The organism is Melioribacter sulfuriphilus (assembly GCF_051488685.1).
In the GTDB taxonomy this organism is placed as follows: Bacteria; Bacteroidota; Ignavibacteria; order Ignavibacteriales; family Melioribacteraceae; genus Melioribacter.
The window spans coordinates 188321-212629 of record NZ_JBPSEH010000005.1 but is presented as its reverse complement, the minus strand read 5'-3'; the positions used below and the strand labels follow the sequence as shown (position 1 = coordinate 212629).

Below are 24309 nucleotides of genomic sequence, written 5' to 3'. Positions count from 1 at the left end.
GTGATTATCGAAAATTTTGACCTCGATAAAAAAGTGTTTATCATTGCCGAACTTTCAGCAAATCACAATCAGAATTTTCAGACGGCAATCGATTCAATAAAAGCAATCAAAGAATGCGGAGCTGACGCTGTTAAACTCCAGACTTATACTCCCGATACAATTACAATTGACTGCGACAACGAATATTTTCAAATTAAACAAGGTACTATATGGGATGGTGTTACCCTCTACCAGCTTTATCAAAAAGCTTATACACCGTGGGAATGGCAGCCCGAACTTAAAAAATTTGCTGAAGAACTCGGTCTAATTTGTTTTTCTTCTCCATTTGATAAAACGGCGGTCGACTTCCTGGAAAAGATGAATGTACCCGCGTATAAAATTGCCTCTTTCGAAATTACAGATATACCGTTGATTGAATACGCTGCCTCGAAAGGAAAACCGATGATAATCTCCACTGGAATTGCAAACGAAGAGGACATACAGGAAGCTATCGACGCATGCAAAAGAATGAATAACGATCAGATTGCGCTTTTGAAATGTACCTCTTCTTATCCTGCTCCAATTGAGGATGTAAATCTTAATACTATTCCCTACATGAAAGAAAAGTTCAAAACTATCGTCGGTTTATCAGATCATACAATGGGAACGGTTGTACCAGTAGCTGCAGTAGCGCTTGGAGCAAGAATTATCGAAAAGCATTTCATACTCGATCGAAAGATTGGGGGACCGGATTCTTCATTCTCACTTGAACCTTCGGAATTCAAAAAAATGGTTGAAGATATCAGAAATGCTGAAAAAGCACTTGGCAAAGCCACATTCGAAATTAATGAGAAAGTTAAGAAGAGCAGAACATTTGCGCGCTCTCTCTTTGCAGTTAAGGATATAAAGGAAGGAGAGCTACTAACTGAAGAAAACGTCCGCTCGATTCGTCCTTCTTATGGACTGCATCCGAAATTTTTGAAACAAGTAGTCGGCAGAAAAGCGAAAACCTATATAAAAAAAGGAACTCCTTTGAAATGGGATTTGATCGACTGAGCAGTTATTTATACAGGCAATGAAATTTAACGAATCTTTATGCGCTTGAGAAAAAAAGAATATCAAAATTATTTCTGAGAAAATTCTCTTTCGAACGGCGTGCGAATAGTTCAAAAAGAAATGGAGATTTATTCATAAAGACTTCATAAAAAATTCACATCACGCAAAAAATAAACTAAAGGATTTATGGGAAGAAGAAGCTACTCGAATTTTGTATGCGCCATAGTACAGGCGCGAATCGGTTCTACACGGCTGCCCGGAAAAATATTTAAAGAACTCGAAGGCAAGCCGATTTTGTGGCACGTTATTAATCGACTGTCGCATTCCAAAAAAATCAAGAATATTATTGTTGCAACTACAGACCTGCCTGAAGACGATGCTACTGAGGAATTTTGTGAGAATAATAAAATCGATTGTTTTCGAGGTAGTTCCGAAGATGTTCTTTCAAGGTATTACCAGGCTGCTATCGATTATGAAGTCGATACAATCGTTAGGGTTACATCCGATTGTCCTGTAATCGATCCAGCTGTTATCGACAAAATGATCTCTAAGTATTTTCTTCTGAACAAAAACGGTATGGTCGACTATTTGAGCAATACAATTAAAAGAACTTTCCCTCGTGGACTTGATGCCGAGATATTTTCTTTCACAGCGCTGGCGGAAGCATTTAGATGCGCAAACGAAAAATACGAACGCGAACACGTTACTCCCTATATCTATCAACATCCCGACATTTTTAAAATTGTGAATTATGAAAACAACCAGGATTATTCATTCCACAGATGGACGGTCGATACGGCGGAAGATTACGAATTGATAAAACAGATCTACAAGAACCTGTATAAACCGAATAAGTTATTTTATTTCGAAGACATCCTAAAATTATTCGAGGAAAAGCCAGAGTTGATTAAAATAAATCAGAAGGTAAAACAAAAAAGTCTGGGAGAGTAATAAGAAAAGCTTCGTCGGCTGAACGACGAAGCTTCAAAATTAATTGAGTCCACAGCTACCCGTTGAACATCCGCCATATGCAGGCAAGTTGCAGGAGCCGTCAGCGCACCCGGTCGAGGTCTCGTATGAATCACTTTCATTTGAAGTGCTAAATGATGAGAGCAGCTTTTTATAATTTCTGGATTTGCAGGATGGGCATTCGATATCACTGAGTTTGTTTATTGACTTATGATAAATTTCATACTTTTTGCCGCAGTCGTTGCATTTGTATTCGTAAACGGGCATAAACAATCCTCCTTATTTGATTATTTCAGTATCTATGAATCCGATATTTTCTATTTCAGCGTGAATTTTATCTCCAGGTACTACTCTGCCCACTCCTTCTGGAGTGCCGGTAAAAATCAGGTCGCCCTTTTCAAGTGTCATTTTTGACGAGATGTATTTTACGATTTTTATTGGCTCAAAAATCATTTTTTTTATGGACGAGTTTTGCCTGAGCTCGCCGTTAACAGAAAGTTTAATTGTTTCGTTTCCTCTTAATTTGTAATCTTTTTTTAATACAAATTCAGAAAGCACTGCAGCAGTGTCGAAACATTTTGAAAGTGTCCATGGGTCACCTTTTGCCATAAATTCTTTTTGAAGGTCTCTCAATGTCATGTCGAGTCCAACAGCGTAACCTGCAATAGCTTCTTCCGCAGCGGAATCGTTGGCATCTTTAATCGTATTTCCGATTAACAAAACAAGTTCCACTTCATGGTGAAGATTATTGGAATATTCGGGATGGATTACATTTTCACCGGAATAAATTACATTCGATGCCGCTTTCAAAAATATGACTGGAAATTCGGGAACCTCGTTGCCAAGCTCGAGGGCATGCGCCGCATAATTTCTGCCAACGCAGACAATCTTACCGATCGGTATTTCTTCATTGCTGTTTTTAACTTTTAAATATTTCATAGCACCTGTTTGATATTTATTAATGAAATTGGTTTCAGAATATTATTTTTTCTTTTCAAATAATAATTCAGTAAAAATAAAGTCGGGCGAATTCGGTACCTCCAGGCTGAACTGTTTTACGTTTCCTTCGAAATCCATATCGAATTTTATCCAGCCACGCGTCAGGAATTCATCTTCCCAGTCAATATAAAAAGTGTCGTAATGATAGTGATTGAGAACGCCCCTGAAAGTTGGAGTGGGAACAAACTGCAGAAAGAGCTTACCGTCTTTAAGATTTATTTCCGCTTCGCCATACATCTTATCTTCATATTTTCCGCAATATTTTTCGAGTGGGAGTGAGGGCGAAGTATTTTTTGCGCGTACTTCTTCCCGTCTTTTTAGTTCATCCTCATACTTTTGTAAACGCTCATTCCATTTCTCGAGCATTATTTTATTATAATCTTTCGGTTCGATTCCAGTAAATAAGTCGATAATATAATCCTGGATTGCCGAAACCATGCCGGTTTCCATATTGCTCAAAATTGCAAAGCCGAAATTTTCTTCGGGTAAAAGAACAACCGTAGAAATCATTCCGGGCATACCGCCACCGTGATAAAGCATTTTTTTACCGTTTCTGTATCGTATAAACCAGCCCAATCCATAATTCATTTCACCAAAAGCAGTTTGGTTCGACCACATTTCTTTCGATTGTTCTTTGCTAAAAATTGTTATGCTGTCGATTTTGCCCCTGTTAAGTTGAAGACGAATCCATTGCGCCAGATCGTTTACCGAAGAATTAATTCCGAGCGCTCCACTCGCATTGTCTTTTTGAGTGTCGGTGTAAACTTTTATTTCACCGTTCTTTTTGTAATGAGCCTTTGCTTTATTTTCTGCGGTTGCAAGTTCTTTATAAGATGTGTTTGTACTTGTCATTTTCAGTGGAACGAGAAAATGCTTTTTAATGAAATCACCCCAGGAAGTGTCGGTTACAGCTTTTATAATTTCCGCAGCGGCTATGAACATAATATTTTGATATCCGTACTTAGAGCGAAAACTCGAAACAGGTTTGAGATACCGTGCGCGTCTTATTACTTCTTTGCGATCGTAGTTTGAACCCAGCCAAAGAAAATCTCCACTAAATGTAGCAAGTCCACTTCGATGTGTTACGAGATCGCGTATTGTAATTTCATTAGTAACCCACGGGTCGTACATTTGAAAATCCGGCAGATAGTCGATTACCCTGTCGTCCCATTTGATTTTTCCCTGGTCGACCAAAACAGCCAGAGCAGCCGTTGTGAATGCTTTGGAACAGGAGGCAATTACAAAGAGAGTATTGGCGTCGACTTTTTCATCTTTACCGTATTCTCTAACTCCGTATCCCTTTGCAAAAATTACAGAATCGTCTTTTACAATTGAAACGGCAAAGCCGGGCATATCCCAATCATCCATAGCATTTTGAATGTATTCGTCGAGTTGTTTTAGCCTTTCTGTTTGTGCATTTAAAAATTGCACCGACAGAAAAAGCAGAATCAGCAGAAAAAATTTTCTCTTCATTTTAATTCCGATTGATGGTTCATTTATAGATGAAATATAAGAATAGCGTTCCTTTTTATGAAAGAGGAAGTTTATTTAATGATTACTCTCAACGAACACGCTGATATTTTCCCATAAGCACAGCTTCGCCGAGTATATGTCCTTTCATTAAACCGAGAAGCTTTTTCTTCGTCATTTTATTATCTGCGGGTAAGGAAGTATTGAGAGCGTATAATTTAAAATAGTAACGATGTATACCAGAAGGAGGACACGGACCTCCGTAGGAATTAATGCCCCAGTCGTTCAGCCCTTCAATTGAATTTTGTGGAATTTGTTTCTTATTGGAAGCACCTTCGGAAAGGTGATCGATTTCAGGTGGAATGTTGTACAAAACCCAATGGACCCAATCTCCAGCAGGAGCATCGGGGTCGTCGTTGATTAATGCAAATGATTTTGTGCCTTCCGGAATATTGTTCCATTTCAATGGTGGCGAAATGTTTTCTCCGTCACATGTATAACGAACGGGTATCATCCCTTCGTGCTCAAAAGCAGGTGAATTAATTGTGAATTTCATATTCACCTCCGAATTACATTTTATGAATAATATAATTGCAAGCAATATGAAAATTGAGTTTCGCATTTATATTCATGCAGTGAGTGACAATACTTTGTCTTTCGAAAAGAATTTAGGGAATTTTCTCACGATGCATTGACCAATCATTTCTGCTATCTCTTCAACTTCAAGTAAATTTGTATTGATTATAACATGATAAAGAAGTGGATCTTCAATATTCTTATGGAAGAATTTCCAGATATACTGTTTGCGTGCTTCATCTTCCTCGCGAATGAAATCAGCTGCTTTTTTGTAATCAAGATTATAAAGTCGGCATGCGTTTTCAATTCTGTATGAGAGAGGGGCAACCAGTCGTATATGGAATGCGTTTTTTCTTTTTGCTGTTATGATGTTTGCACCTCTACCTACTATTATTACATTTCCAAAGTCGGCTAATTTTAAGATCGTTTGAGATATTTTTCTGAGTAACAGAATTTTCGAAGGAGTAACACCGAGCAATTCGCCGAACCATGTTTCAATTTTAGGAGGCTTTTCCTCGTGTAAATATTTTCTGAAATGATCCGGCAATTGATGGTCCTCCATTATTTTTTCGATTAACGACCTGTCGAAATAAGTCCAGTCGTCGTAACCTTCAATTGCTCTTTTATTAAAGTATTCCACAAGTTTTTCGCAGATTACGGCTGCCCCAACTCCGGTTTCCCTCGAAATTGTGATGACTGGACCGGGATTTAATTTTCTGTGATGAATGCGCGCTTCTTCGGAGTCCTTATAATGTTTTTCAATATAGATGCGAGCTTTTTCGTATGCACTTAAAATCTTCATTGTCCGTCCCCCTTCCTTTTGTTGGGAAATCAGCATACGGCGAGTTCATGTAAAATCTAATAAAAACTTATATCAAAGTGAACAGAAATAAAAGTGGATAATTCAACATCATATCCATTTTTAGTTAAGACTAAATTTTTTTTGTGCAGGGAGACTTAGAAAATTATTTAAGGTAAATACGCTGCTTTGTTTATATCCTCTAAGTTTTTAATCTTAACCGGTGGATCTAAATATTTATCGAGAAAGGTGTAAATCTTAATTCTTATCTGGCGCGCAGTTTTTGTATCCAGACGGTCGAATGAATGCCCGCCTGGCATGTTATTGAAAATTTCGTACTCGAATTTTTTGCCGGCGGCTTTTAAAGACTTAATAAGATGTTCCACTTCCAGAACGTTCACATCCTCGTCGTTTGTGTTTGTATGGATCAAAAGAGGCGTTTTTAATTTCTCAGCATTCCATGCTGGCGAACGGCGTCTGTATTCATTTACATTTTCATCAGCAGTTTGACCGATATGATAATCAGCCGAGTAGAGTGCTCGATAGCTATCGTCTTTATAACCCATTCGGGCAATCAAATCGCTGACGGGAACACCAGCAAAACAAACTTTATAATTTTCAGGATATTCGAATATGTTCATCAGTGCAATCAGTCCACCGTGACTCCAGCCTATAATTCCAACGCGTTCTTTATCCACAAAATCATAATTCTCGAGAACAAATTCCCTGCTCGAATTAATGTCTTCAATTTCCAGACCGCCGTAATCGATTTTTTCATAAAACGATTTTCCATATCCTGTGCTTCCGCGGTAGTCAGCCGCTACAACAATATATTTTTGGTAGAGCAGTTCTCTTATAATGTGCGTGTAATAAGTGTTGAAATTTGCATGAACACCGCCGTGCGGAAAAACGATAAGGGGATATTTTTGAGAATAATCAATTCCTTTGGGAATGAAGATATAAGACCAGAATTTAACCGGATTACCAGCACCCTGTCCGGTAGGATTTTTTTCTTTCCATAAAGGAGGCCCTGTCAGGAATACTTTGTCGATAAATGCAACATCTCCCACTCGTTGAAACCATATAATGTCGTCGATCTTTTTTTCAAGTTCATCAAGACGATGATCCAGTGATTCGCTTTTGTTTTTAAGAGCTTGTAATTCTTCTTTAATATCCTGAGCAAAAAATGTCGTAAATGAAATTAAAAGTATGACTAATATTTTCATAACTGCCCCGCTCTATTTTTTTCGTCAACAAATTAAAGAATTACAACAAAATAATGAAGAAGTGAGATGAGGGGGGAGGGATTAGGGATTGGTGGTTAGGGATCAGGGATCAGGGAGTAGGGGCCAGGGGATGGGGAAGAGGGGGTGTGTGAATTATTTTCGTCGTTCTGTTTTTTGTTCTATGATTGTTGTTCAATGTTCTTTGTTGATGGGTTCATGATTTTAATTTTTTGTTCAATGTACGTGGTTCTTTGTTCAAAGTTTTGTGAAATTGAATGTCGATCGTTTTCGTGAGGAATGAACTGAAGGCGAATGTTGAAGTGAAGACTGCCTCCCACTTGTCTTTGTGAGCGAAGCGGAGCAAGCCGACTCTTTGTTTGATTGTTAAGCTAACAAATTAAAACAAAAAACTCCCGCACCCCCAAACCCCAGCACTTCGGCACAAAAAAGATAAATCTGGTATAAACAAAAAATCATTCAACTTAAAAGCTGTTTGCACATAATAAAAAATCCCGCATGTGCGGGATTTAAAATTATCAGTCAGATATTACTTCTATTGCGGGATTAACTTCACGCTTAAGTAAATTCTCGATTGCAATCAATGTTCCGCGTATTGCGCTCGGGCAACTACCGCATGCGCCCTGATAACGTATTTTAAGGGTATATCCTTCTAAGCCTCTTATTTCCAAACCACCGCCGTCGCCTGCAAGTGCTGGACGAACCCGCGTGTTGATTACTTCGTTTATCTTTTTCAAGAGTTCTGTTTCTTCTTCCGCACTGATATCAGCAATATCAGTTTCAGGCGGTATTAAAGATTTGTCAAAATTTTTAATGAATTCCACCAGCGGCTTTTGAATTTGTCCCCAAGATGCTGCGGGCTCTTTCTCGATCGTTATAAATTTATCCATATAAAAAACAGATACTACACCGGGAATTTCGAAGATTCCTTTTGCTAGCGGATCTTTTTGGGCTTCTTCTTTATTCTGAAAACTACGTGTTTCTTTCTGAAGCAATTTTTCATTTAATATGAATTTTAACGCTTGTGGATTCGGCGTTAAATCAACATCCTGTACCATTAACATTTTTTACTCTCCTTTTAATACTAAATAAACGTATGCATAAGTGCGAAAGTTCTCAATTCATTACATGCAATCTTATGAAAAATTAGGCACCTATTCAAGAACTCATTTTCTGTTATCGATTATCAAAACAAATTCACCTTTGAGATTTCTCAATTTTGCTGCATTCAAAACCTCATCAATTGAGCCTCTGATAAATTCTTCGTCTTTCTGTGTTAGATTATATGCCAGTACAGATGGTATTGAATTTCCAAAGTTTCTTTTAACGTCTTCCAGTATTTTAATCAAACGGTAAGGTGTTTCCATCAGAACTATTACTTCTTTAATTTCCTTTAATTTCATCAAATCGCGACGGCGTAAATCTTTTTTGGGCGAAATCCATCCGGCGTAATAAAATTTACTAAAATCAAATCCGGAACCAACCAATGCAGCCATAATCGAACTGCTTCCTGGTACGGGAACAACCTCGATTCCGTTTTTAATTGCAAGTTGAACTAATAAAGTTCCCGGGTCAGAAAACAACGGTGTTCCGCAATCGGATATTAATGCAGCTGACTGGCACTGCCGAATTTTTTTTAGGAGTGAATACGAGTTTTCTTCTTCATTATGTTCGTTGAGCGAGTAAAGTTCTTTTTTAATGTCGTATTTTGACAGAAGTCGATTGGCTTCCTTAAATTCCTCGCATATTATAAAATCACATGTACGAAGTACTTTCAACGCGCGCAGCGTAATGTCTTCGTAATTACCAATTGGAGTTGAAACAATATATAACTTCGGATTCATTCTACTTTTTGATTCCGAAAGAGAAAACGAGACGTATCTGGATTGCTATAAAACGTTATTAGTCGAGCAATTCTTTTAATTTGTTCTTCAGTTCTGTTAGTTGAACGATAAATTTTTCGCCGGACTGACGAATTTTTAATTCCACGTTTCCATCTTTCAGATTTTTTTCACCTACAATTAATTGTACGGGCATGCCGAGCAAGTCAGCATCATTGAATTTGAATCCCGCGCTGGCATCAAGTCTGTCGTCAAATAGAACTTCATAGCCTGCATTCAGTAGTTCATTATATAATTGCTCGGATGTTTCCGACACATTTTGATTTTTCATATTTAGCCCGATAAGATGAATATCGAAAGGTGCAAGGGGTTTTTTCCAGATTATGCCTCTTTCGTCGTAGTTCTGTTCGAGATAACAGGCCAGTACTCTTTCGACTCCAATGCCATAACTTCCCATCACAACGGGATGTTCTTTGCCGGTTTCATCGAGGTAATTAACTCCAAGTGCTTCGGAATACTTTGTACCGAGTTTGAATATATGACCAAGTTCAATTGCTTTAAAAACACTGAGTGTAGAATTGCATCGAATGCATTTTTCACCGCTTTCGACTGTACGCAGGTCGAAATATTCAATTTGAGGTACGTCGCGTCTCAGGTCGATACCCCCGATGTGATAATCGTTTTTATTTGCACCGCTATATAAATTATTGGCGTCTTTCAAGAGATTATCGGCAATAATTCTGTGTTTGAACCCGATGGGGCCGATAGAGCCTGCGTCTGCGCCTGTGATTTCTTTCAGCTCGTCGGGATGTCCCGGTCGTACGTTTCCACCCAGCACTGCCTGAAGTTTTGTTTCGTTAACTTCGTCATTGCCGAGCATTAATACCAGAACGGGTTTGCCATCGCTTATATAAACTCTCGATTTTGCAGTTTCATGTTCGTCGATGTTCAAGAATTCGCACAATTCGTCGATCGATTTCACATTGGGCGTATGAATTTCATAAATTTCTTTCGGTACTTCGTGTCGTTTTGCAGACGAGGCAATCGATTGTGCCACTTCAACATTAGCGGCATAACCACAATTTTCGCAATAAGCAACCGTATCCTCGCCGGCATCGCTTTTAACCATGAATTCTTCAGATTTACTTCCTCCCATTGCTCCGCTCGAAGCTCCCACAACGAAGTATTTAAGTCCACAACGGTCGAAGATTTTTCTGTATGCTCGGTCGTGTAACTCGTACGACCTATCGAGGTCTTCGAAGGATCGGTCAAGCGAGTAAGAATCTTTCATAATAAATTGTCTGCCTCGTATAACTCCACTGCGGGGACGGGGTTCATTTCGGAATTTGGTTTGTATTTGATACCAGATTTGTGGCAAATCTTTATAAGAAGTAAGCGCACCTTTTGCATGCCATGCAACAATTTCCTCGTGCGTGGGTGCAAGGACGTAGTCTCTGTTTTTGATATGAAACATTATATCGCCGAAAGCTTCAACACGTCCCGTCTGTTCCCAGATATCTTTTGGATTCAAGGCTGGATAATGGAATTCCTGCCCGCCAATTGCATTCATCTCTTCCCGTATAATATCCATTACTTTTCGTAATACTTTATAGCCCAACGGTAACCAGGTATAAATACCAGCTGAAAGCTGGCGTACGAGGCCAGCACGTATCATTAAAATATGGCTCGGAATAACCGCTTCGGCCGGTATCTCTTTTAAAGTGGGCAAAAACGATTTACTGAATTTCATATTGTACCGTTCTTTGTGAAAAACTTAAGTGCAAAGATAAAAAATAAATCGAAATTGAATTTTATTATTTTTTTCTAAATTACAATCCTGAAAGTCGAGAAAATAAAATACCGAAACGTGAAATTATAAAAACAGATTATCGCTTAAACGTCGGAAGCGTGACATTATGGTAGAAATGTAAAAAAAGATAAATCAGCCACGGAGCTATTGTATCACAACAAATTCCATAGTTGTAAAAACGGCAAAGTTATCTAATTATTGAAGATATTCACATTCTTTCCCTCTCTATTGTTATATTAGAGAAAAATAATTTCAGAAAGATTGTTATGAACTACGATCCAGTAGTAGAAGATCCTAAATATTACGATACAGAGTTTCCCTCGTCGATGCTTCCCGTTGTTATCGAAAGTTATGGTTATAAATTGATAGGAACATATTTTCTTGCCGCAGGTAAAGGGCCGCATCCTATAATTATACTTCTTCACGGCTTTCCCGGCAATGAAGTTAATTTCGATCTCGCACATGTATTCCATCGACAAGGATTTAATGTACTTATTTTTCATTACAGGGGCTGTTGGGGAAGCCAAGGAGATTATTCATGGGAAAATCTTACAAGAGATTTGGAATCGGCAGTCAATTTTATAAAACAAAATCATAAGAATGATAAATTCAGATTGGATTCTACAAGGATAATTCTTGTGGGACATAGCATGGGAGGATTTGCTGCTCTCTATTACTCAATATTCCACGATGAAATCAAAAATGTAGTTTCAATCGCAGGTTTCAATGCAGGTGCTTTTGGAGAGCTACTCAAAATAAATAAAGAGATATTTGATTTAAGTTTGGAAAAAATAAAATTTTTTGCTACGATTGTTAAAAATACAAGCGCCGAAAAATTACTGGGTGAACTAATATCCAACATGAATGAATGGAATTTATTAAAATATTCGAGCAAACTTTCTCTAAAAAGATTACTGATTATTGGAGCAAAGTACGATACAACAGCTCCCCTTGAAATTCATCATTTACCTTTAGTAACTTCCTTGAGGCTTGCCGGTGCAGAAAAGCTGGAGGAGAATGTACTCGAATGCGGGCATTCGTTTGCGGACAGCAGAATTGAACTGGCAAGAATAATTTCTAACTGGTTGAAAAAAATAAGGTTTTAGTTATGCCTGAAAAAATTTCTGATATGACACCTGATGAATTTTCAAAAGCCGGCAAAGAAGTAATTCAATGGGCTGCCCGGTATTTCGAAAATATTGAAAACTACCGCGTTCTGCCCGACATAAAACCGGGAGAAATCGAGAAACTAATTCCGAATAAGCCACCTGAATTGGGAGAGGATTTCGAAACAATTTTGTCGGATATCGATCGTATAGTCCTTCCAGGTATTACTCACTGGCAGCATCCAAAATTCATGGCATATTTTGCATCAACATCAAGTGGACCCGGAATACTGGCAGATATTATTAGTTCTACCTTGAATTCAAACGGAATGGTGTGGAAATCGTCGCCTGCATTGACGGAAGTGGAGCATAAAGTTCTTGACTGGTATCGATCAATGCTCGGATTTCCTGATGGTTATAAAGGAATAATATACGATACTGCTTCGATAAGTTCGTTTCATGGAATAGCAGCTGCACGTGAATATAAATTGCCAGAATCGAGAAATAAAGGAATGAGTTCATTGCCAGCGCTGCGTCTTTATTGTTCTGAACAGGCTCATTCCTCGATCGACAAAGCTGCAATTGCCCTGGGAATTGGTCTGGAAGGAGTGCGTAAAATTAAAGTTGACTCAGAATTTAAAATGATTCCCGGAGAGCTTAAAAAAGCAATAGAAGAAGACATAAAAAATGGATATTCACCATTTTGCGTCGTTGCTACAATTGGGACAACTTCAACAACGAGCGTCGATCCGGTTGATGAAATAAGTGAGATTTGTAAAGATTACAATTTATGGCTCCATGTGGATGCAGCATATGCAGGCGTTACTTCGATGCTGCCCGAAATGAAAAAATATTTTAAAGGCATTGAAAATGCCGATTCGATAGTTACCAATCCACATAAATGGCTCTTTGTTCCGATTGATCTGAGTGTCTTTTATACCAGGCGTCCTGATATTCTCAAAAGAGCATTTTCGCTCGTTCCTGAATATCTTAAAACCGATGCCGACTCAGAAGTAGAAAATCTAATGGACTACGGAATTCAACTCGGTAGGCGTTTTCGCGCTCTTAAACTCTGGTTTGTAATCAGATATTTTGGCGTTGAAGGTTTAAGGGAAATATTAAGAAAGCATATTCGTCTGGCTCATTCTTTTGCTGACTGGATAAAAGAATCGAGCGATTTCGAATTGCTCGCTCCTGTACCATTTAGCACTGTTTGTTTCAGAGCGGTTCCTCCCGGAATGGAAGAAAAAGTTTTGAATGAATTCAACAAACTCTTACTTGGAAAGATTAATTCAACGGGAGAATTGTTTCTTACGCACACTGTTTTGAATGGTAAATTTACTATTCGCCTTGTAGTTTCAGGTATTCGGCAGGAAGAAAAGCACGTCGTAGAAGCAATTGAATTAGTCAAAAAGGAATATGAAAAGCTGCTTAAGTAATCAGTGATTTTCGAAATCCTGATGAAGATTATCTTTCAATTCAAGGTATTCACCAAATTTACGCAGCACTTCCCACGAATAGATGCCGTAGTCATAACCGTCTTTCCATTTGATTTGAATTGCGTAATTGCCTACGGGAGAAATGCTTTCAATTTCGTACATGCCCGGTTTAGTCGGACCTTTAGGTGGCGGAGCATAATGTTTCCACAGAATTGTTTCACCTTTGTTGCCCGCATCTGGCGATTCGTCTCTTAAAAACTTCAATGGGTATTTATAAATTTTTCCGTCGCTCCACTCGATTTCAAGATAGTCCTGTTTGTGTAACTCGATTCGTAACGGTGTAGTCATTTTATTTCGTTTTTTGTTTAAGTAAAAATATATTATTTGCTCGAAATAAAAAATCGGAATATAGAACCAGACTAATGTTATGCCTGCCAGAAAAAAAGAGTTGAAGATTGGTGGCATAATGTTGAATGTTTCAGAAAAAGTTTATTATAATTAAATGAAATTGGATTGTTTACAAATTCACATGTGAATTAAAATGGAAACAGTACTATTTTTGATAGCGTTAATAATTGCTGCAGGGTTAGCAAAAAAAATCATAAAGCCGAACAACTCGGATTCCTTCCGTAACTACGATAATGATTAAACTTTATCACTTCACTTTATTGAATTAGCAGTTTGTAAATTAAATTCGAGAGAGTTTTTCGCCAGAGATTATTATGCGAAACGAAGTGATGTTCTCAGGCAGGCATGAAAAAAAGCACCAGTAAGTAGAATCGTTAAACTTAATATGAATAATTTAGCATGGAATCATCCTTATTATGAACTGCTTCGTAACGTACTTTGTAAGCACACGTTAATATGAATTAATAATGAAATTACAAAAAACGTTTCTAACTCCTATTGTTTAATCAACTCTACTGGAATGCTAAGTTCATTCAAATCGGTCAATGCATTGATGAAGTGAATTTTTTTAAAATACATGATGTCGGCAGGTTTTATTTCGTCTTCGATTAATAATCCCTCGTTTATTAATTTTTCTCGTTTAGTCCCTTTCAAAAGCGGTTCGGCGGGTGTATATAAATTTTTACCGTCGTCGAAGACTAAATTGTATATCGAAGCATCTGTAATTTTATTTTTTCTGACAATAATAATTTCATCACTACCGGCATTGTTTAATAGTTTGTTGATTTCTCTTCTATTTTCATATTTAAACTTATATTCAATTCTGTCGTTATTAATAATCCGGATTGTTTTAATAGTTTTTCTTTTATACGGAATAAATTCTATCGAATGGATTAGATCTGAATAAACAATGCGGCATTTAGTTATTTCGTCGGTAATATCCTGGGGAATGGTCAAAATTTCTTCAAGCTTGATTTCGTCTTTTATACCAAAGAGTAATTTTCTCGATGTGTTAAAGCGATTATTGTGGTAATCGATGTTGTGTAATTTTTTCTGAAATACTTTTATAGTTTCAATTAATTGGGACATATATTTTTTTTAATAACTCTTCGTATTCAAATTCAGGGTTGCTCATGTGAGTAATGCCGCCGCCGCTTTTATAATAAAGTGTGCCGTCGATCGATTCAATAAAGCGGATAAGCACGCAACTATTGAGCGACTCACCGTTAAATACACCAAAAATTCCAGTATAATAACCGCGTTCGTAATTTTCGGCTCGTTTAATAATCTCAACGGTTTTCTTCTTAGGAGCACCTGTAATCGAACCAGCGGGCAGAAGCGAGAAGATAATATCGCCCAGTCGATGTTTATAATCGGGAGGTAAATCACCAACAATTTCAGAACTGACTTGCAAAAGCGATTTGTCGTGAGTTTCGAGTCTATCGATATAACGGAATTTGTTGACCCGTACATTCCTGGCTACAATCGATAGATCATTACGAATCAGGTCGACTATCGTGTTGTGTTCCGCAGTTTCCTTTTCATCGCTTAATATTAGTTCTGCAGCGCCTGGAATTGAAGCGTCGATTGTGCCTTTCATCGGATACGAATAAATTTTTCCATCAATAATTTTAACGAAGGTTTCTGGCGAAAAACAAACGAACCTGTCTTTCAATAATATTTTATATCGTGCGCTGCTCAGTTCATAGATTTGCTCCAGACTCAAATCCGTTTCTATTCGGGTGGGAAATGTAAGATTGAGTAAATAAGTGTTGCCATCATAAATTTCTTTGAATACTGTATCGAATGCTTTTCTGTATTCTTCAAAGGTCAAAGGAAATTTTTCGAGCTTTATTTTTTTTGATAATGCTTTTTTCTTTTGTTCTTCATCAATGCTGTATTTAAGTCCAGATTCTTCGGCTCTATCTAAAGAGCAAATAATCGGTTTATTCATGTCGAAGTCGATTAGAAATAGAAAAGCTTTTGATTCCGCACCATATTCATTCATCAGTTTGATTGCTTCTTTTTTATTCATCTTTTTTTTAGAAATTCGATAATTTCTTCAAAGTTATCGTCCCATATATTTTTAACCTCGCCATTGTTGAGAAAATAAACCCTTGGCGGAGATGTTCCAATAAGGTCAAAAAAATCGTCGACTTCAATTTTTGTGTAAGGATAATCAAAACCGGTCAACGTCTTAAAAGAATCGACGCTAACTTCACCTTCGGTATAATAGAGTGTAAATATTTTCGAAAATAGTTTATGGTTTTTATCATATTTAGCTAACATCTCTGCTACAGATTGACAATGCTCACATTCAGTATTAAATACAGCAATAAATTTTTCTCCGCTCGATAGGTCAACTCTACCTGCACCTTCAAAATGTGTAAATTTTGAAAAGGGAAAATTCTCCGCTGCTTTAATTGGAAACGTTGTAAATGTGATAACGATTGATAAAAAAATCGTTGCAGCAGGAATGAATAAATTCTTTTTTGATATTTTTTCGGATTTGTAAACAATGGTTATTAATAGTAACAGTACAATATTTTTCAATGAAGATTCGATGGGAGACATGTCAAGTATACTACCAAAACAGCCACAATTCTGCGAATCGCCCAGAATGAATTCTGTGTAGAGCAAATAAAGTGTAAATATAATTAAGACAAAAGTTGATAAGGGCAATGTAAATCTTCTTGTTTCATAAGGAAGGAAGAATAAAATTCCGAGTCCCAATTCGAAACCGATTAAAAGGCGCGTTAATAGAGCGGCTACTTCTCGACTACCTGTAATTCCATGGTCGATTAATATTATTTCAATCAATCCTGGACTAATTGCTTTTGAATAAGCTGAAAAAATAAATAGCGCACCAAGTATAAATTTTAATGTGACAGTAAGCTTGTTGTTCATCTATCTTTCGAAAGTTAGTTGTAAACTTTTATTTAATTCGTCCGAAAGATTAATTTCAAGTTTGTTTTTTAATTCGGTGTTGAGTGCTGTAATATTTTTTTTGTTGCTTGCTGGGAGGATAATCTTAGTGAAACCCAGCTTAGCTGCTTCATTGATTCTTCTGTCGATATGCGGAACACTTCTTATTTCACCTCCAAGTCCAACTTCTCCGATAATTACAAGTCCATTTTTTACAATTCTATTTTGAAAGCTCGATACAATTGCAGCACAAACAGCCAGGTCGATTGCCGGCTCGTCGATTCTCAACCCGCCTGCAATATTCAGGAAAACATTCTGTGAAGATAATTTCAGTCCCGCTCTTTTTTCGAGTACAGCCAGTAAAATTGCAAGACGTCGATAGTCGAATCCGGTTGCAACTCTTTGTGGATTTCCATAATAAGAAGGTGTAACCAGAGCTTGAACTTCGATTAATAGTGGGCGAGTGCCTTCGAGGCTTGCGGTTACAACTGTACCGCTAATATTGCTGCTTCGCTCGTTCAAAAAAATTTCACTCGGGTTGTTAACTTCGTGCAATCCAGTTTCGAGCATCTCGAATATTCCGATTTCATTTGTGTTGCCAAATCGATTTTTTTGAGAACGAAGTATCCGATATGAATGGCTTTTTTCGCCTTCAAATTGTAAAACCGTGTCCACTATGTGTTCAAGAATTTTAGGTCCTGCGATTATACCTTCTTTTGTAACGTGGCCGATTAATATTACTGAGCAATTCTTTTTCTTTGCAATGCTCATTAATTCTGAAGTTGATTCGCGTATTTGTGTGACAGTGCCGGCAGTATTGTCGAGCTCTGGTTTGTAAACTGTCTGAATCGAATCGACAATGACAACATCTGGTTTTTCATTTTCGATAGCGGTAAGGATATTTTCGAGATTTGTTTCGGTTAGAATAGATAACGAATCGGAATGGATGTTGAGTCTTTTGGCACGCTGGCTGATTTGATTAATCGATTCTTCGCCTGTAACATAAAGAACATTTCCTTTGATATGTGATGCTGCCTGGAGAACGAGAGTCGACTTTCCTATTCCCGGGTCGCCTCCTATCAAAATTACAGAGCCGGGCATCATTCCCCCTCCCAGAACTCGATCAAATTCATTGATGTTTGTTTTAATCCTTCTTTCGATTTCAATATCTGTCTTGTTCAATTTAAAAGTCTTATAACTCCCGCTGTGTTTTTCTTTTCTTAATTTGCCTGTTTCAACAACTTCTTCAGAAAACGAATTCCAGCTTTCACATTCGGGGCACTTACCCAGCCATCGGATTGACTCGTAACCGCAATTAGAGCAGACATATTTTGTTTTTATCTTGCTCATTTACAGTCCCGACCTTTTAATAAATTTTTTAATTATCGGATCGTTAATCTTTAGCATCTCTTCGAGGTTGCCGACAAAATGAATTTTCCCTTCGTGAATCATAGCAATTCTTTCTGCTGTTTTCTGAACGCTGAATATATCGTGTGTCACGACAATTGAAGTAACGTTCAATTTTGTGTTGAGTTCTTTGATCAACTCGTCAATCGAATCGGATGTAACAGGGTCGAGACCTGTAGTTGGTTCATCATAAAGAATATATTCAGGGCTTGTAATTAGTGCTCTTGCAAGACCCACTCTTTTTTTCATTCCGCCGGAAAGTTCTGCTGGTTTCATATTCTCCGTACCGCTCAATCCAACCAGAGACAGCTTTTCTTCAACGAGTTGCTTAACTTTTTCTGATGAATAATTATAGTTATTTTCGATGAGAGGCAGACTGACATTTTCGAAGACGGTCATCGAATCGAATAATGCCGCACCCTGAAAAAGAAAGCCAAAGCGTTTACGTACTTCATATAATTTTTCTTTGGAGAGATTTGTAACCGAAATTCCATCAACTATAATTTCACCCTCGTCGGGCATAATCAAACCGACGATATGTTTTAATAATACCGACTTGCCACATCCGCTTTTGCCTATTATGGCAATCGATTCTCCGGAATTGATCGTAAGATTGATTCCATTTAATACTTTATTTTCGCCAAAGGACTTATGAAGATTTTTTATTTCAATCATACCAATAAGAAATATTAACCGATGGAAATATATAAAAGTAAGGCGAGTTAATCGAATGCGATTATAAATGCAGTCAGCAGGATAGTAAAAATTTTCGAATAAAAGTTAATGAGCTAAGGATTTAATCCAGTATGGCAATCGACACAAAGCATTTTTTTCCATTGATCGCCCACATCTTCTCCGGGATGCTTGAATTCAAGCGCGGAATTTACGCCGGCCACTTCGAGCCTGTCGGGACTACCTTGTGCATTTATTGAATGACAAAGGTTGCAGTCTTTGCTAATAAACCTGCCCGTTTCAGTTTTATGCCTGTCGTTGTGACAGCGGAAGCATCCCATAAATTCGAGGTGTCCGATGTTGTTTGGATAGACCGACCATTTTACTTTCATTTCCGGGAAAATGTTTTTGTCGAAAGCGTTTAAAATTCCCTTTAATGCTCTGTCAATTTTATCTTTCTGTCTGGAATAAACATCAGGATAATTATCTCTATAAAAAGTATAGATGTACTCTGTAATGGCTTTATGAGCCGAATCGGTTGTCGGGAAATCGTTGCCAAGTATATCCATCGATGCAAATTTAATCAATGGTAAATCCTGCGGTATGTCGCCAGATGTAATTGCATCGTTAATAAAAAATGCTGGCGGCCTGTAGTTATGAGAAGGACGATTATGACAATCCATGCAATCCATTGTTCTTGTTTCAAGTGAATCGAGAGCCGATTGTGAAAGTGGACTGTCTTCATCTTTGTAAATAAAAACTTTACCAGTTTTTTTGTTCGTGTATTTAACCCACGGAATCGACTGACGTTTTTCGTCGGAGGATTTATATTCGATTTTTATATCGGGATTGATATGCCAGTGAATGCCTTCCTGTAAACCCAGAGCGCTCAAGTTTGCGCCGATTTTCATCGTAAGAGTTATATCCCATTCTGAATTATTGTAATCGGAAAGATAATGTCTTTCATTGCGAAGTTTGCGTGCATAGAATTTTTGTGGCCAGTGGCATTCCTCGCATGTTTCTCTTGCGGGGCGCAAATTTTTAATCGGCGTTTCAATCGGTCGTGGAACGGTTCCAAGTGTAACAGCATAAACCTGATAGAGTCCGGACAATTTAGAGCGCACGTACCAGCTGGCACCTGTGCCGACGTGACATTCGACGCATGAAACTCGCGCATGCGGCGAATTCTGATATGCAACAAATTCCGGCTTCATTACCGAATGACAAATCTTTCCGCAAAACTCAACAGATTCCGTGTAATGAAATGCTTCGTAACTGCCAACCGCAGTAGCCAGTAAAAAAATTGCAGTGCCAACCGAGAAAATCATAAATGCATTGCGGGTTCTCAAATCATTGAAATCAATTGTAGGCCAGTCTTTAGCTACTTTTATTCCACCACGCTTTTCTTTCCGAATTTTTAACCACATTCCGACAGGAATTAAAATTAAGCCGAATACTAAAACAGCCGGCAGAGCAATGTAAATTATTAGTCCAAGATAAGAATTATCTTTTCCAATAATCGAACTGATGATGAATAGAAAGACAATCATAAAGAAACTGATAAGTGCTATCGTTGCACCGACGAGTGAAATCCAGTTCTGAGTAGAATGTGGAAGTTTTAATTTCATAAACCCGCTCTTTTTATCCTGTTATAAAAATAAACATAAAGAAATGAATTCTTTTTTGAAAGAAAAAAAATGGGACTGTCCGAAATCGGCGGGAGTTAATTCCTGACAGTCCCGTTATAAGGAGTAAAGCAGACTTTAATCTTTTTCAATAATTATTTTCTTCTTCTTGGGTACTGGAACTATATGGTCATGGCAATGGCAGCAACAGCATTCGGAATCGTGCATAAACGGTGCTTTTCCCATGTGAAAATTTCCCAGTTTAATTCGAAATCTTTTTTGCATGTATTCTTTTAGAAATTCATCTGCTTCTTCGCCTTCGTAGACTTTTGTTGTTTCCTTCCCGTCTTCTTTAGTTATTACGGTTACTTTTTTTACGCCGTCTTTAATTTCAATCTTGATATCTTTATCCAACTCCATGTTCGATGAATCGTCAGAAAACCAGAACATCATAGGTGAGGGTAGGTCGATATCAATTTCTGGCGGAAATTCGAAGTCAAATTCGTCTATTCCTTCCCATTCGAATTCATCAGGATCGATGTTGATTTTTATTTTGGGAGGAATCATGCTCATTAATCGTATTCTATCTGCAAGCATTTGCGCCTCGTCGCCCTCGAATACAACCTTCTCTCCGTCGACTTCAAACGTAATTCGATCCACATCACCTTTGAGCTTTTTTATTTTGGAACGAAATTCATCTGAAGATTCCTGGGCATTGAGCGTTATTCCCAGCAGACCAAATAATAATAGTAAAATGATGAAAAATAATTTTTTGTTGTTTTGTTTTTCCATAGAACTAAACCTCCTTGTTGAATGTCTAATGCACGGTATGATACAGTGTCTTTCTGTTAAATGATTCTTAAAGAATGTTAAAAAATGTTAAAAGCATTTAGTTTTTCGTTTTCTTCGACTATTATAGACGTATGAAAGAGAAAAAAGTGAAAATATTGACTGCATTTATGACGGCAGCCCTTTTCGGCATAGCTGCTATTCAATTTTACTTACTCAAACATTCACTCAAAATAGAAGAGGAAAAATTCGATCGGAATGTCAGCTACGCCTTGTTAAGAGTGACTGACAGACTGGAAAAACGTAATACAGCTGATGTTGTAATTAATAAATTTTTCGACGATAATTTTATTCCTCCTCATTTCGGGAAAGATTCCGGATTCATTTTCAAACACGAAAACGACTTCGATTTCGATATCAACGTAATCGTAAAAGACGATTCGAACGAGTTTAAGATAAAAGCAAGAAACATCCGTAAACTTCCTGTGCCGCCTCATGCCATCTGGGTTCGAAAAGTCGATACTATAATTCAAAAGAAACTTGTCTCGAATGTACTGGATGATCTTTTTGCAGTCAGTGACAGTGTCGAAAAGAAATTGGATAAAGAAGAACTTGAGAATTTTCTTAAAGATGAATTTTCCGATGGTTCGATAGAAACTGATTTTTATTTTGGTGTTCTTAATCATAAGGATGACAGGTTTGTCTTTACGAAGTCAGGAGCCGATGAGGTGGAACTGAGAAAGAGCAGATACCGCGCACCACTGTTTCCAAATAGAATTTTTGCATCGCCTTACGAATTGATGGTCTATTTCCCTGATAAAGATTTCTATCTTTTAAAGTCGCTCTCTTTAATGCTTGTAATGTCGTTTCTTTTCATCTCTGTAATTGCCTTAGTGTTTTATCACACAGTGCGTATGTTCGTCCGTCAAAAGAAATTAACAGAGGTAAAGAATGACTTGATTAATAATATTACGCACGAATTCAAAACCCCGATTTCAACGATATCGATTGCCTGCGAGGCACTGAACGAGCCAGAACTTGCTGCAAATGAAAAAATGGTGAAAAGATATTCTAAAATAGTAAGCGAGGAAAACGAACGATTGAAGAGACTGGTCGAAAGTTTGCTTACAACCGCAGCCCTCGAAAAAAATGGAGGTTCGTCATTCAATCTCGTTAAAAAAGAAGTCTCCATTGACGACGTGATAAACGATTGTATAAAAAGTTTTAATGAAAGATTGCGTTCTGAAAAATTTTCCATCGAGACGGCTGGCATACCTTCGGGTATGGTTATTAAAGGCGATAAATACCACCTTGTTAATGTGTTTGGTAATTTAATTGATAATGCAATCAAATATAATTTGAGGACGCCCGACATAAAAATATCGGTTTCCCGCAATGGATTTTTTTGCATTGTAGAAGTAATGGACAACGGCATCGGGATCCCTCGCAGCGAAATCGATAAAATCTTCGATACTTTTTACAGAATATCCACAGGCAACATTCACAATGTAAGAGGAAATGGATTGGGTCTAAGTTACTGCAAAATTATTGTAGAGCTGCACGGTGGAAAAATAAAAGTGGAAAGCAAACCGAATGAAGGGAGCAAGTTTATAATTACATTGCCAATATTAGAAAATATGTCATGACAAAAATTCTTTTGGTTGAAGACGATAGTAATCTCGGTTCCATTCTTTCGGAATATCTAACCTTCAAGGGTTACGAAGTTAATCAGCAGATAAACGGTGAGGAAGCCTGGAAAGTATTTGGCTTGGCTAAATTCGATATCTGTATTATTGATATTATGATGCCAAAGATGGACGGATTTACACTGGCAAAGAAAATCAGAAATCAAAGTAATGTGCCGTTCCTTTTCTTGACTGCTAAATCATTGATCGAAGATAAAATAGAAGGTTTCAAATTAGGCGCCGACGATTATATTACAAAGCCGTTCAGTATGGAAGAATTGATGTTGAGAATAAACGCTATTTTGAATAGATACAATAATGCAAATATCAATGGCAATATTAAAATCGGGAAGTACATCTTCAATTATGAAGAGCGCCTTCTAATTGTGGAAGACAATTCAAAAAAACTGACGGCAAGGGAAGCTGAATTACTGAAAGTGCTGTGCGACAACAAAAACAAAGTCGTCGAAAAACAATTTATTCTGAAAAAAATATGGAACGAAGATTCCTATTTCGCAGCCAGAAGTATGGACGTTTATGTTTCTAAACTCAGGAATTATCTCAAAGAGGATAAATCTCTAACAATTTCAACAATCTACGGAGCTGGAATAAAACTCATCGAAAAATAAATTATTTCATTAAATTCCATTAACAATAACAATCTTTCTAATTATATTGCTTTCAAAAAAAATAGGCTTATGAGCAGGTTCAGACTCGACATTGAATACGTTGGAACGCGTTACAGTGGCTGGCAAATGCAAAAAAACGGCAGAACAATTCAGGGTAAATTAATAGAAGCTGCCGAAAAAATATTTAAGGGTGAAAAAGTCGAGTTGCAGGGTTCAGGCAGAACGGATGCAGGTGTCCACGCAATTAATCAGGTAGCCCATCTGGAAGTCAAAACGATGCTGGCTCCCGAAATAATAAAAATGAAATTCAACGATTTATTACCTGCCGACATAAACATCCTCGAAGTGTCGAAAGCTAATAAAAATTTCCATGCTCGACACGATGCCATCGCACGCAGTTATATTTATCAAATTTCAAAAAGAAGAACGGCGTTCGGAAAGCAATTCGTATGGTGGATTAAGGACAAACTTGACGTTGAGTATATGAAACAAATTGGTGGTTTATTCGAGGGAATGCATGATTTTGCATCCTTTGCCGATAAAGATGCTGACGACAAATCCACAAAAGTGCTCGTCGAAGCAATTCAATTTAAGGAAGAAGGAGATCTTATTTTGATCCGTATAATTGGCTCACATTTTTTGTGGAAAATGGTGCGTAGAATTGTGGGTGTTCTTGTAGAAGCAGGAAGACATAAACTAAACGAGAAAGATGTGGCAGCGTATTTGAATACGTTTACACGTGAACCGACAAAGTACACAGCTCCACCATCGGGACTGTTCCTTGAAACTGTTGTTTATCAGAAAAATTACAAGTGGGGAGGTATAGAACCGGTTGTTAATCTTTTGCCATCAACACTATTTAGTTTGAGAAAAAAATGAGC

Annotated in this window: 24 protein-coding genes; 7 read left to right on the top strand and 17 right to left on the bottom strand. The window is 37.5% G+C overall.

Annotated elements, in window-relative coordinates; genetic code table 11:
• Together pseI and ACSSV9_RS08685 are read left to right on the top strand one after the other, a co-directional pair.
• Positions 1–1035, top strand: coding sequence for a pseudaminic acid synthase (gene pseI, locus ACSSV9_RS08690; RefSeq protein ID WP_437346857.1), 1035 nt, complete (start codon positions 1–3; stop codon positions 1033–1035).
• Positions 1036–1221: 186 nt separating this feature from the next.
• Positions 1222–1986, top strand: a complete 765-nt coding sequence (locus ACSSV9_RS08685) for a cytidylyltransferase domain-containing protein (RefSeq protein WP_437346856.1) — start codon at positions 1222–1224, stop codon at positions 1984–1986.
• Positions 1987–2025: 39 nt separating this feature from the next.
• Here the strand turns inward: ACSSV9_RS08685 and ACSSV9_RS08680 are convergent, their stop codons facing one another.
• From ACSSV9_RS08680 to ACSSV9_RS08640, 9 genes are all read right to left on the bottom strand, one after another.
• On the bottom strand, positions 2026–2271 hold the full coding sequence (locus tag ACSSV9_RS08680; protein ID WP_437346855.1) for an FmdB family zinc ribbon protein: 246 nt from the start codon (positions 2269–2271) through the stop codon (positions 2026–2028).
• Positions 2272–2283: 12 nt separating this feature from the next.
• Positions 2284–2943, bottom strand: a complete 660-nt coding sequence (locus tag ACSSV9_RS08675; RefSeq protein ID WP_437346854.1) for a fumarylacetoacetate hydrolase family protein — start codon at positions 2941–2943, stop codon at positions 2284–2286.
• A 42-nt stretch (positions 2944–2985) separates the two neighbouring features.
• The gene (locus ACSSV9_RS08670) at positions 2986–4476 is read right to left on the bottom strand and encodes a serine hydrolase (protein ID WP_437346853.1); all 1491 of its coding nucleotides are present in this window, start codon (positions 4474–4476) and stop codon (positions 2986–2988) included.
• Between the two features lie 88 nt (positions 4477–4564).
• Positions 4565–5029: a YbhB/YbcL family Raf kinase inhibitor-like protein gene (locus ACSSV9_RS08665; RefSeq protein WP_437346852.1), complete on the bottom strand. Its 465-nt coding sequence runs from the start codon at positions 5027–5029 to the stop codon at positions 4565–4567.
• 72 nt (positions 5030–5101) lie between these two features.
• Positions 5102–5851 carry a cytidylate kinase-like family protein gene (locus ACSSV9_RS08660; protein WP_437346851.1) on the bottom strand — a complete coding sequence of 250 codons (750 nt, stop codon included), beginning with the start codon at positions 5849–5851 and terminating at the stop codon, positions 5102–5104.
• Between the two features lie 167 nt (positions 5852–6018).
• Positions 6019–7074: an alpha/beta hydrolase family protein gene (locus ACSSV9_RS08655; protein ID WP_437346850.1), complete on the bottom strand. Its 1056-nt coding sequence runs from the start codon at positions 7072–7074 to the stop codon at positions 6019–6021.
• A gap of 536 nt (positions 7075–7610) precedes the next feature.
• Positions 7611–8156 (bottom strand): NifU family protein, encoded by a 546-nt coding sequence (locus tag ACSSV9_RS08650; protein WP_437346849.1) that lies wholly within the window; start codon positions 8154–8156, stop codon positions 7611–7613.
• A gap of 102 nt (positions 8157–8258) precedes the next feature.
• Positions 8259–8936, bottom strand: coding sequence for a 16S rRNA (cytidine(1402)-2'-O)-methyltransferase (gene rsmI / locus ACSSV9_RS08645; RefSeq protein ID WP_437346848.1), 678 nt, complete (start codon positions 8934–8936; stop codon positions 8259–8261).
• Positions 8937–8994: 58 nt separating this feature from the next.
• Positions 8995–10683: a proline--tRNA ligase gene (locus ACSSV9_RS08640; protein WP_437346847.1), complete on the bottom strand. Its 1689-nt coding sequence runs from the start codon at positions 10681–10683 to the stop codon at positions 8995–8997.
• A gap of 326 nt (positions 10684–11009) precedes the next feature.
• Here ACSSV9_RS08640 and ACSSV9_RS08635 point away from each other — a divergent pair, with 326 nt between their 5' ends.
• Both ACSSV9_RS08635 and ACSSV9_RS08630 read left to right on the top strand, forming a co-directional pair.
• Entirely contained in the window at positions 11010–11849 is an 840-nt protein-coding gene (locus ACSSV9_RS08635; RefSeq protein ID WP_437346846.1) for an alpha/beta hydrolase family protein, read from the top strand.
• A 2-nt stretch (positions 11850–11851) separates the two neighbouring features.
• Positions 11852–13288, top strand: a complete 1437-nt coding sequence (locus ACSSV9_RS08630) for a pyridoxal phosphate-dependent decarboxylase family protein (RefSeq protein WP_437346845.1) — start codon at positions 11852–11854, stop codon at positions 13286–13288.
• Here the strand turns inward: ACSSV9_RS08630 and ACSSV9_RS08625 are convergent, their stop codons facing one another.
• The 8 genes from ACSSV9_RS08625 to ACSSV9_RS08590 all read right to left on the bottom strand — a co-directional run bounded on the left by ACSSV9_RS08625 (position 13289) and on the right by ACSSV9_RS08590 (position 21117).
• On the bottom strand, positions 13289–13636 hold the full coding sequence (locus ACSSV9_RS08625; protein ID WP_437346844.1) for a gamma-butyrobetaine hydroxylase-like domain-containing protein: 348 nt from the start codon (positions 13634–13636) through the stop codon (positions 13289–13291).
• Positions 13637–14191: 555 nt separating this feature from the next.
• Positions 14192–14785, bottom strand: a complete 594-nt coding sequence (locus tag ACSSV9_RS08620) for an aminotransferase class IV (RefSeq protein ID WP_437346843.1) — start codon at positions 14783–14785, stop codon at positions 14192–14194.
• On the bottom strand, positions 14769–15731 hold the full coding sequence (locus ACSSV9_RS08615; RefSeq protein WP_437346842.1) for an aminodeoxychorismate synthase component I: 963 nt from the start codon (positions 15729–15731) through the stop codon (positions 14769–14771). The genes ACSSV9_RS08620 and ACSSV9_RS08615 overlap by 17 nt, the downstream gene beginning before the upstream one ends.
• Positions 15728–16603: a MauE/DoxX family redox-associated membrane protein gene (locus ACSSV9_RS08610; protein ID WP_437346841.1), complete on the bottom strand. Its 876-nt coding sequence runs from the start codon at positions 16601–16603 to the stop codon at positions 15728–15730. Before ACSSV9_RS08610 ends, ACSSV9_RS08615 begins: the two co-directional genes overlap by 4 nt.
• Positions 16604–17971 (bottom strand): DNA repair protein RadA, encoded by a 1368-nt coding sequence (radA, locus tag ACSSV9_RS08605; protein ID WP_437346840.1) that lies wholly within the window; start codon positions 17969–17971, stop codon positions 16604–16606.
• On the bottom strand, positions 17972–18703 hold the full coding sequence (locus ACSSV9_RS08600) for an ABC transporter ATP-binding protein (protein WP_437346839.1): 732 nt from the start codon (positions 18701–18703) through the stop codon (positions 17972–17974).
• A 113-nt stretch (positions 18704–18816) separates the two neighbouring features.
• Positions 18817–20328 carry a cytochrome c3 family protein gene (locus ACSSV9_RS08595; RefSeq protein WP_437346838.1) on the bottom strand — a complete coding sequence of 504 codons (1512 nt, stop codon included), beginning with the start codon at positions 20326–20328 and terminating at the stop codon, positions 18817–18819.
• A 135-nt stretch (positions 20329–20463) separates the two neighbouring features.
• On the bottom strand, positions 20464–21117 hold the full coding sequence (locus tag ACSSV9_RS08590) for a hypothetical protein (protein ID WP_437346837.1): 654 nt from the start codon (positions 21115–21117) through the stop codon (positions 20464–20466).
• Positions 21118–21248: 131 nt separating this feature from the next.
• Here ACSSV9_RS08590 and ACSSV9_RS08585 point away from each other — a divergent pair, with 131 nt between their 5' ends.
• From ACSSV9_RS08585 to truA, 3 genes are all read left to right on the top strand, one after another.
• Positions 21249–22760, top strand: a complete 1512-nt coding sequence (locus ACSSV9_RS08585) for a sensor histidine kinase (protein WP_437346836.1) — start codon at positions 21249–21251, stop codon at positions 22758–22760.
• Positions 22757–23428, top strand: coding sequence for a response regulator transcription factor (locus ACSSV9_RS08580; RefSeq protein WP_437346835.1), 672 nt, complete (start codon positions 22757–22759; stop codon positions 23426–23428). Before ACSSV9_RS08585 ends, ACSSV9_RS08580 begins: the two co-directional genes overlap by 4 nt.
• Positions 23429–23497: 69 nt before the next feature.
• Positions 23498–24307 (top strand): tRNA pseudouridine(38-40) synthase TruA, encoded by an 810-nt coding sequence (truA, locus tag ACSSV9_RS08575; RefSeq protein ID WP_437346834.1) that lies wholly within the window; start codon positions 23498–23500, stop codon positions 24305–24307.
• Positions 24308–24309 lie beyond the last annotated feature (2 nt).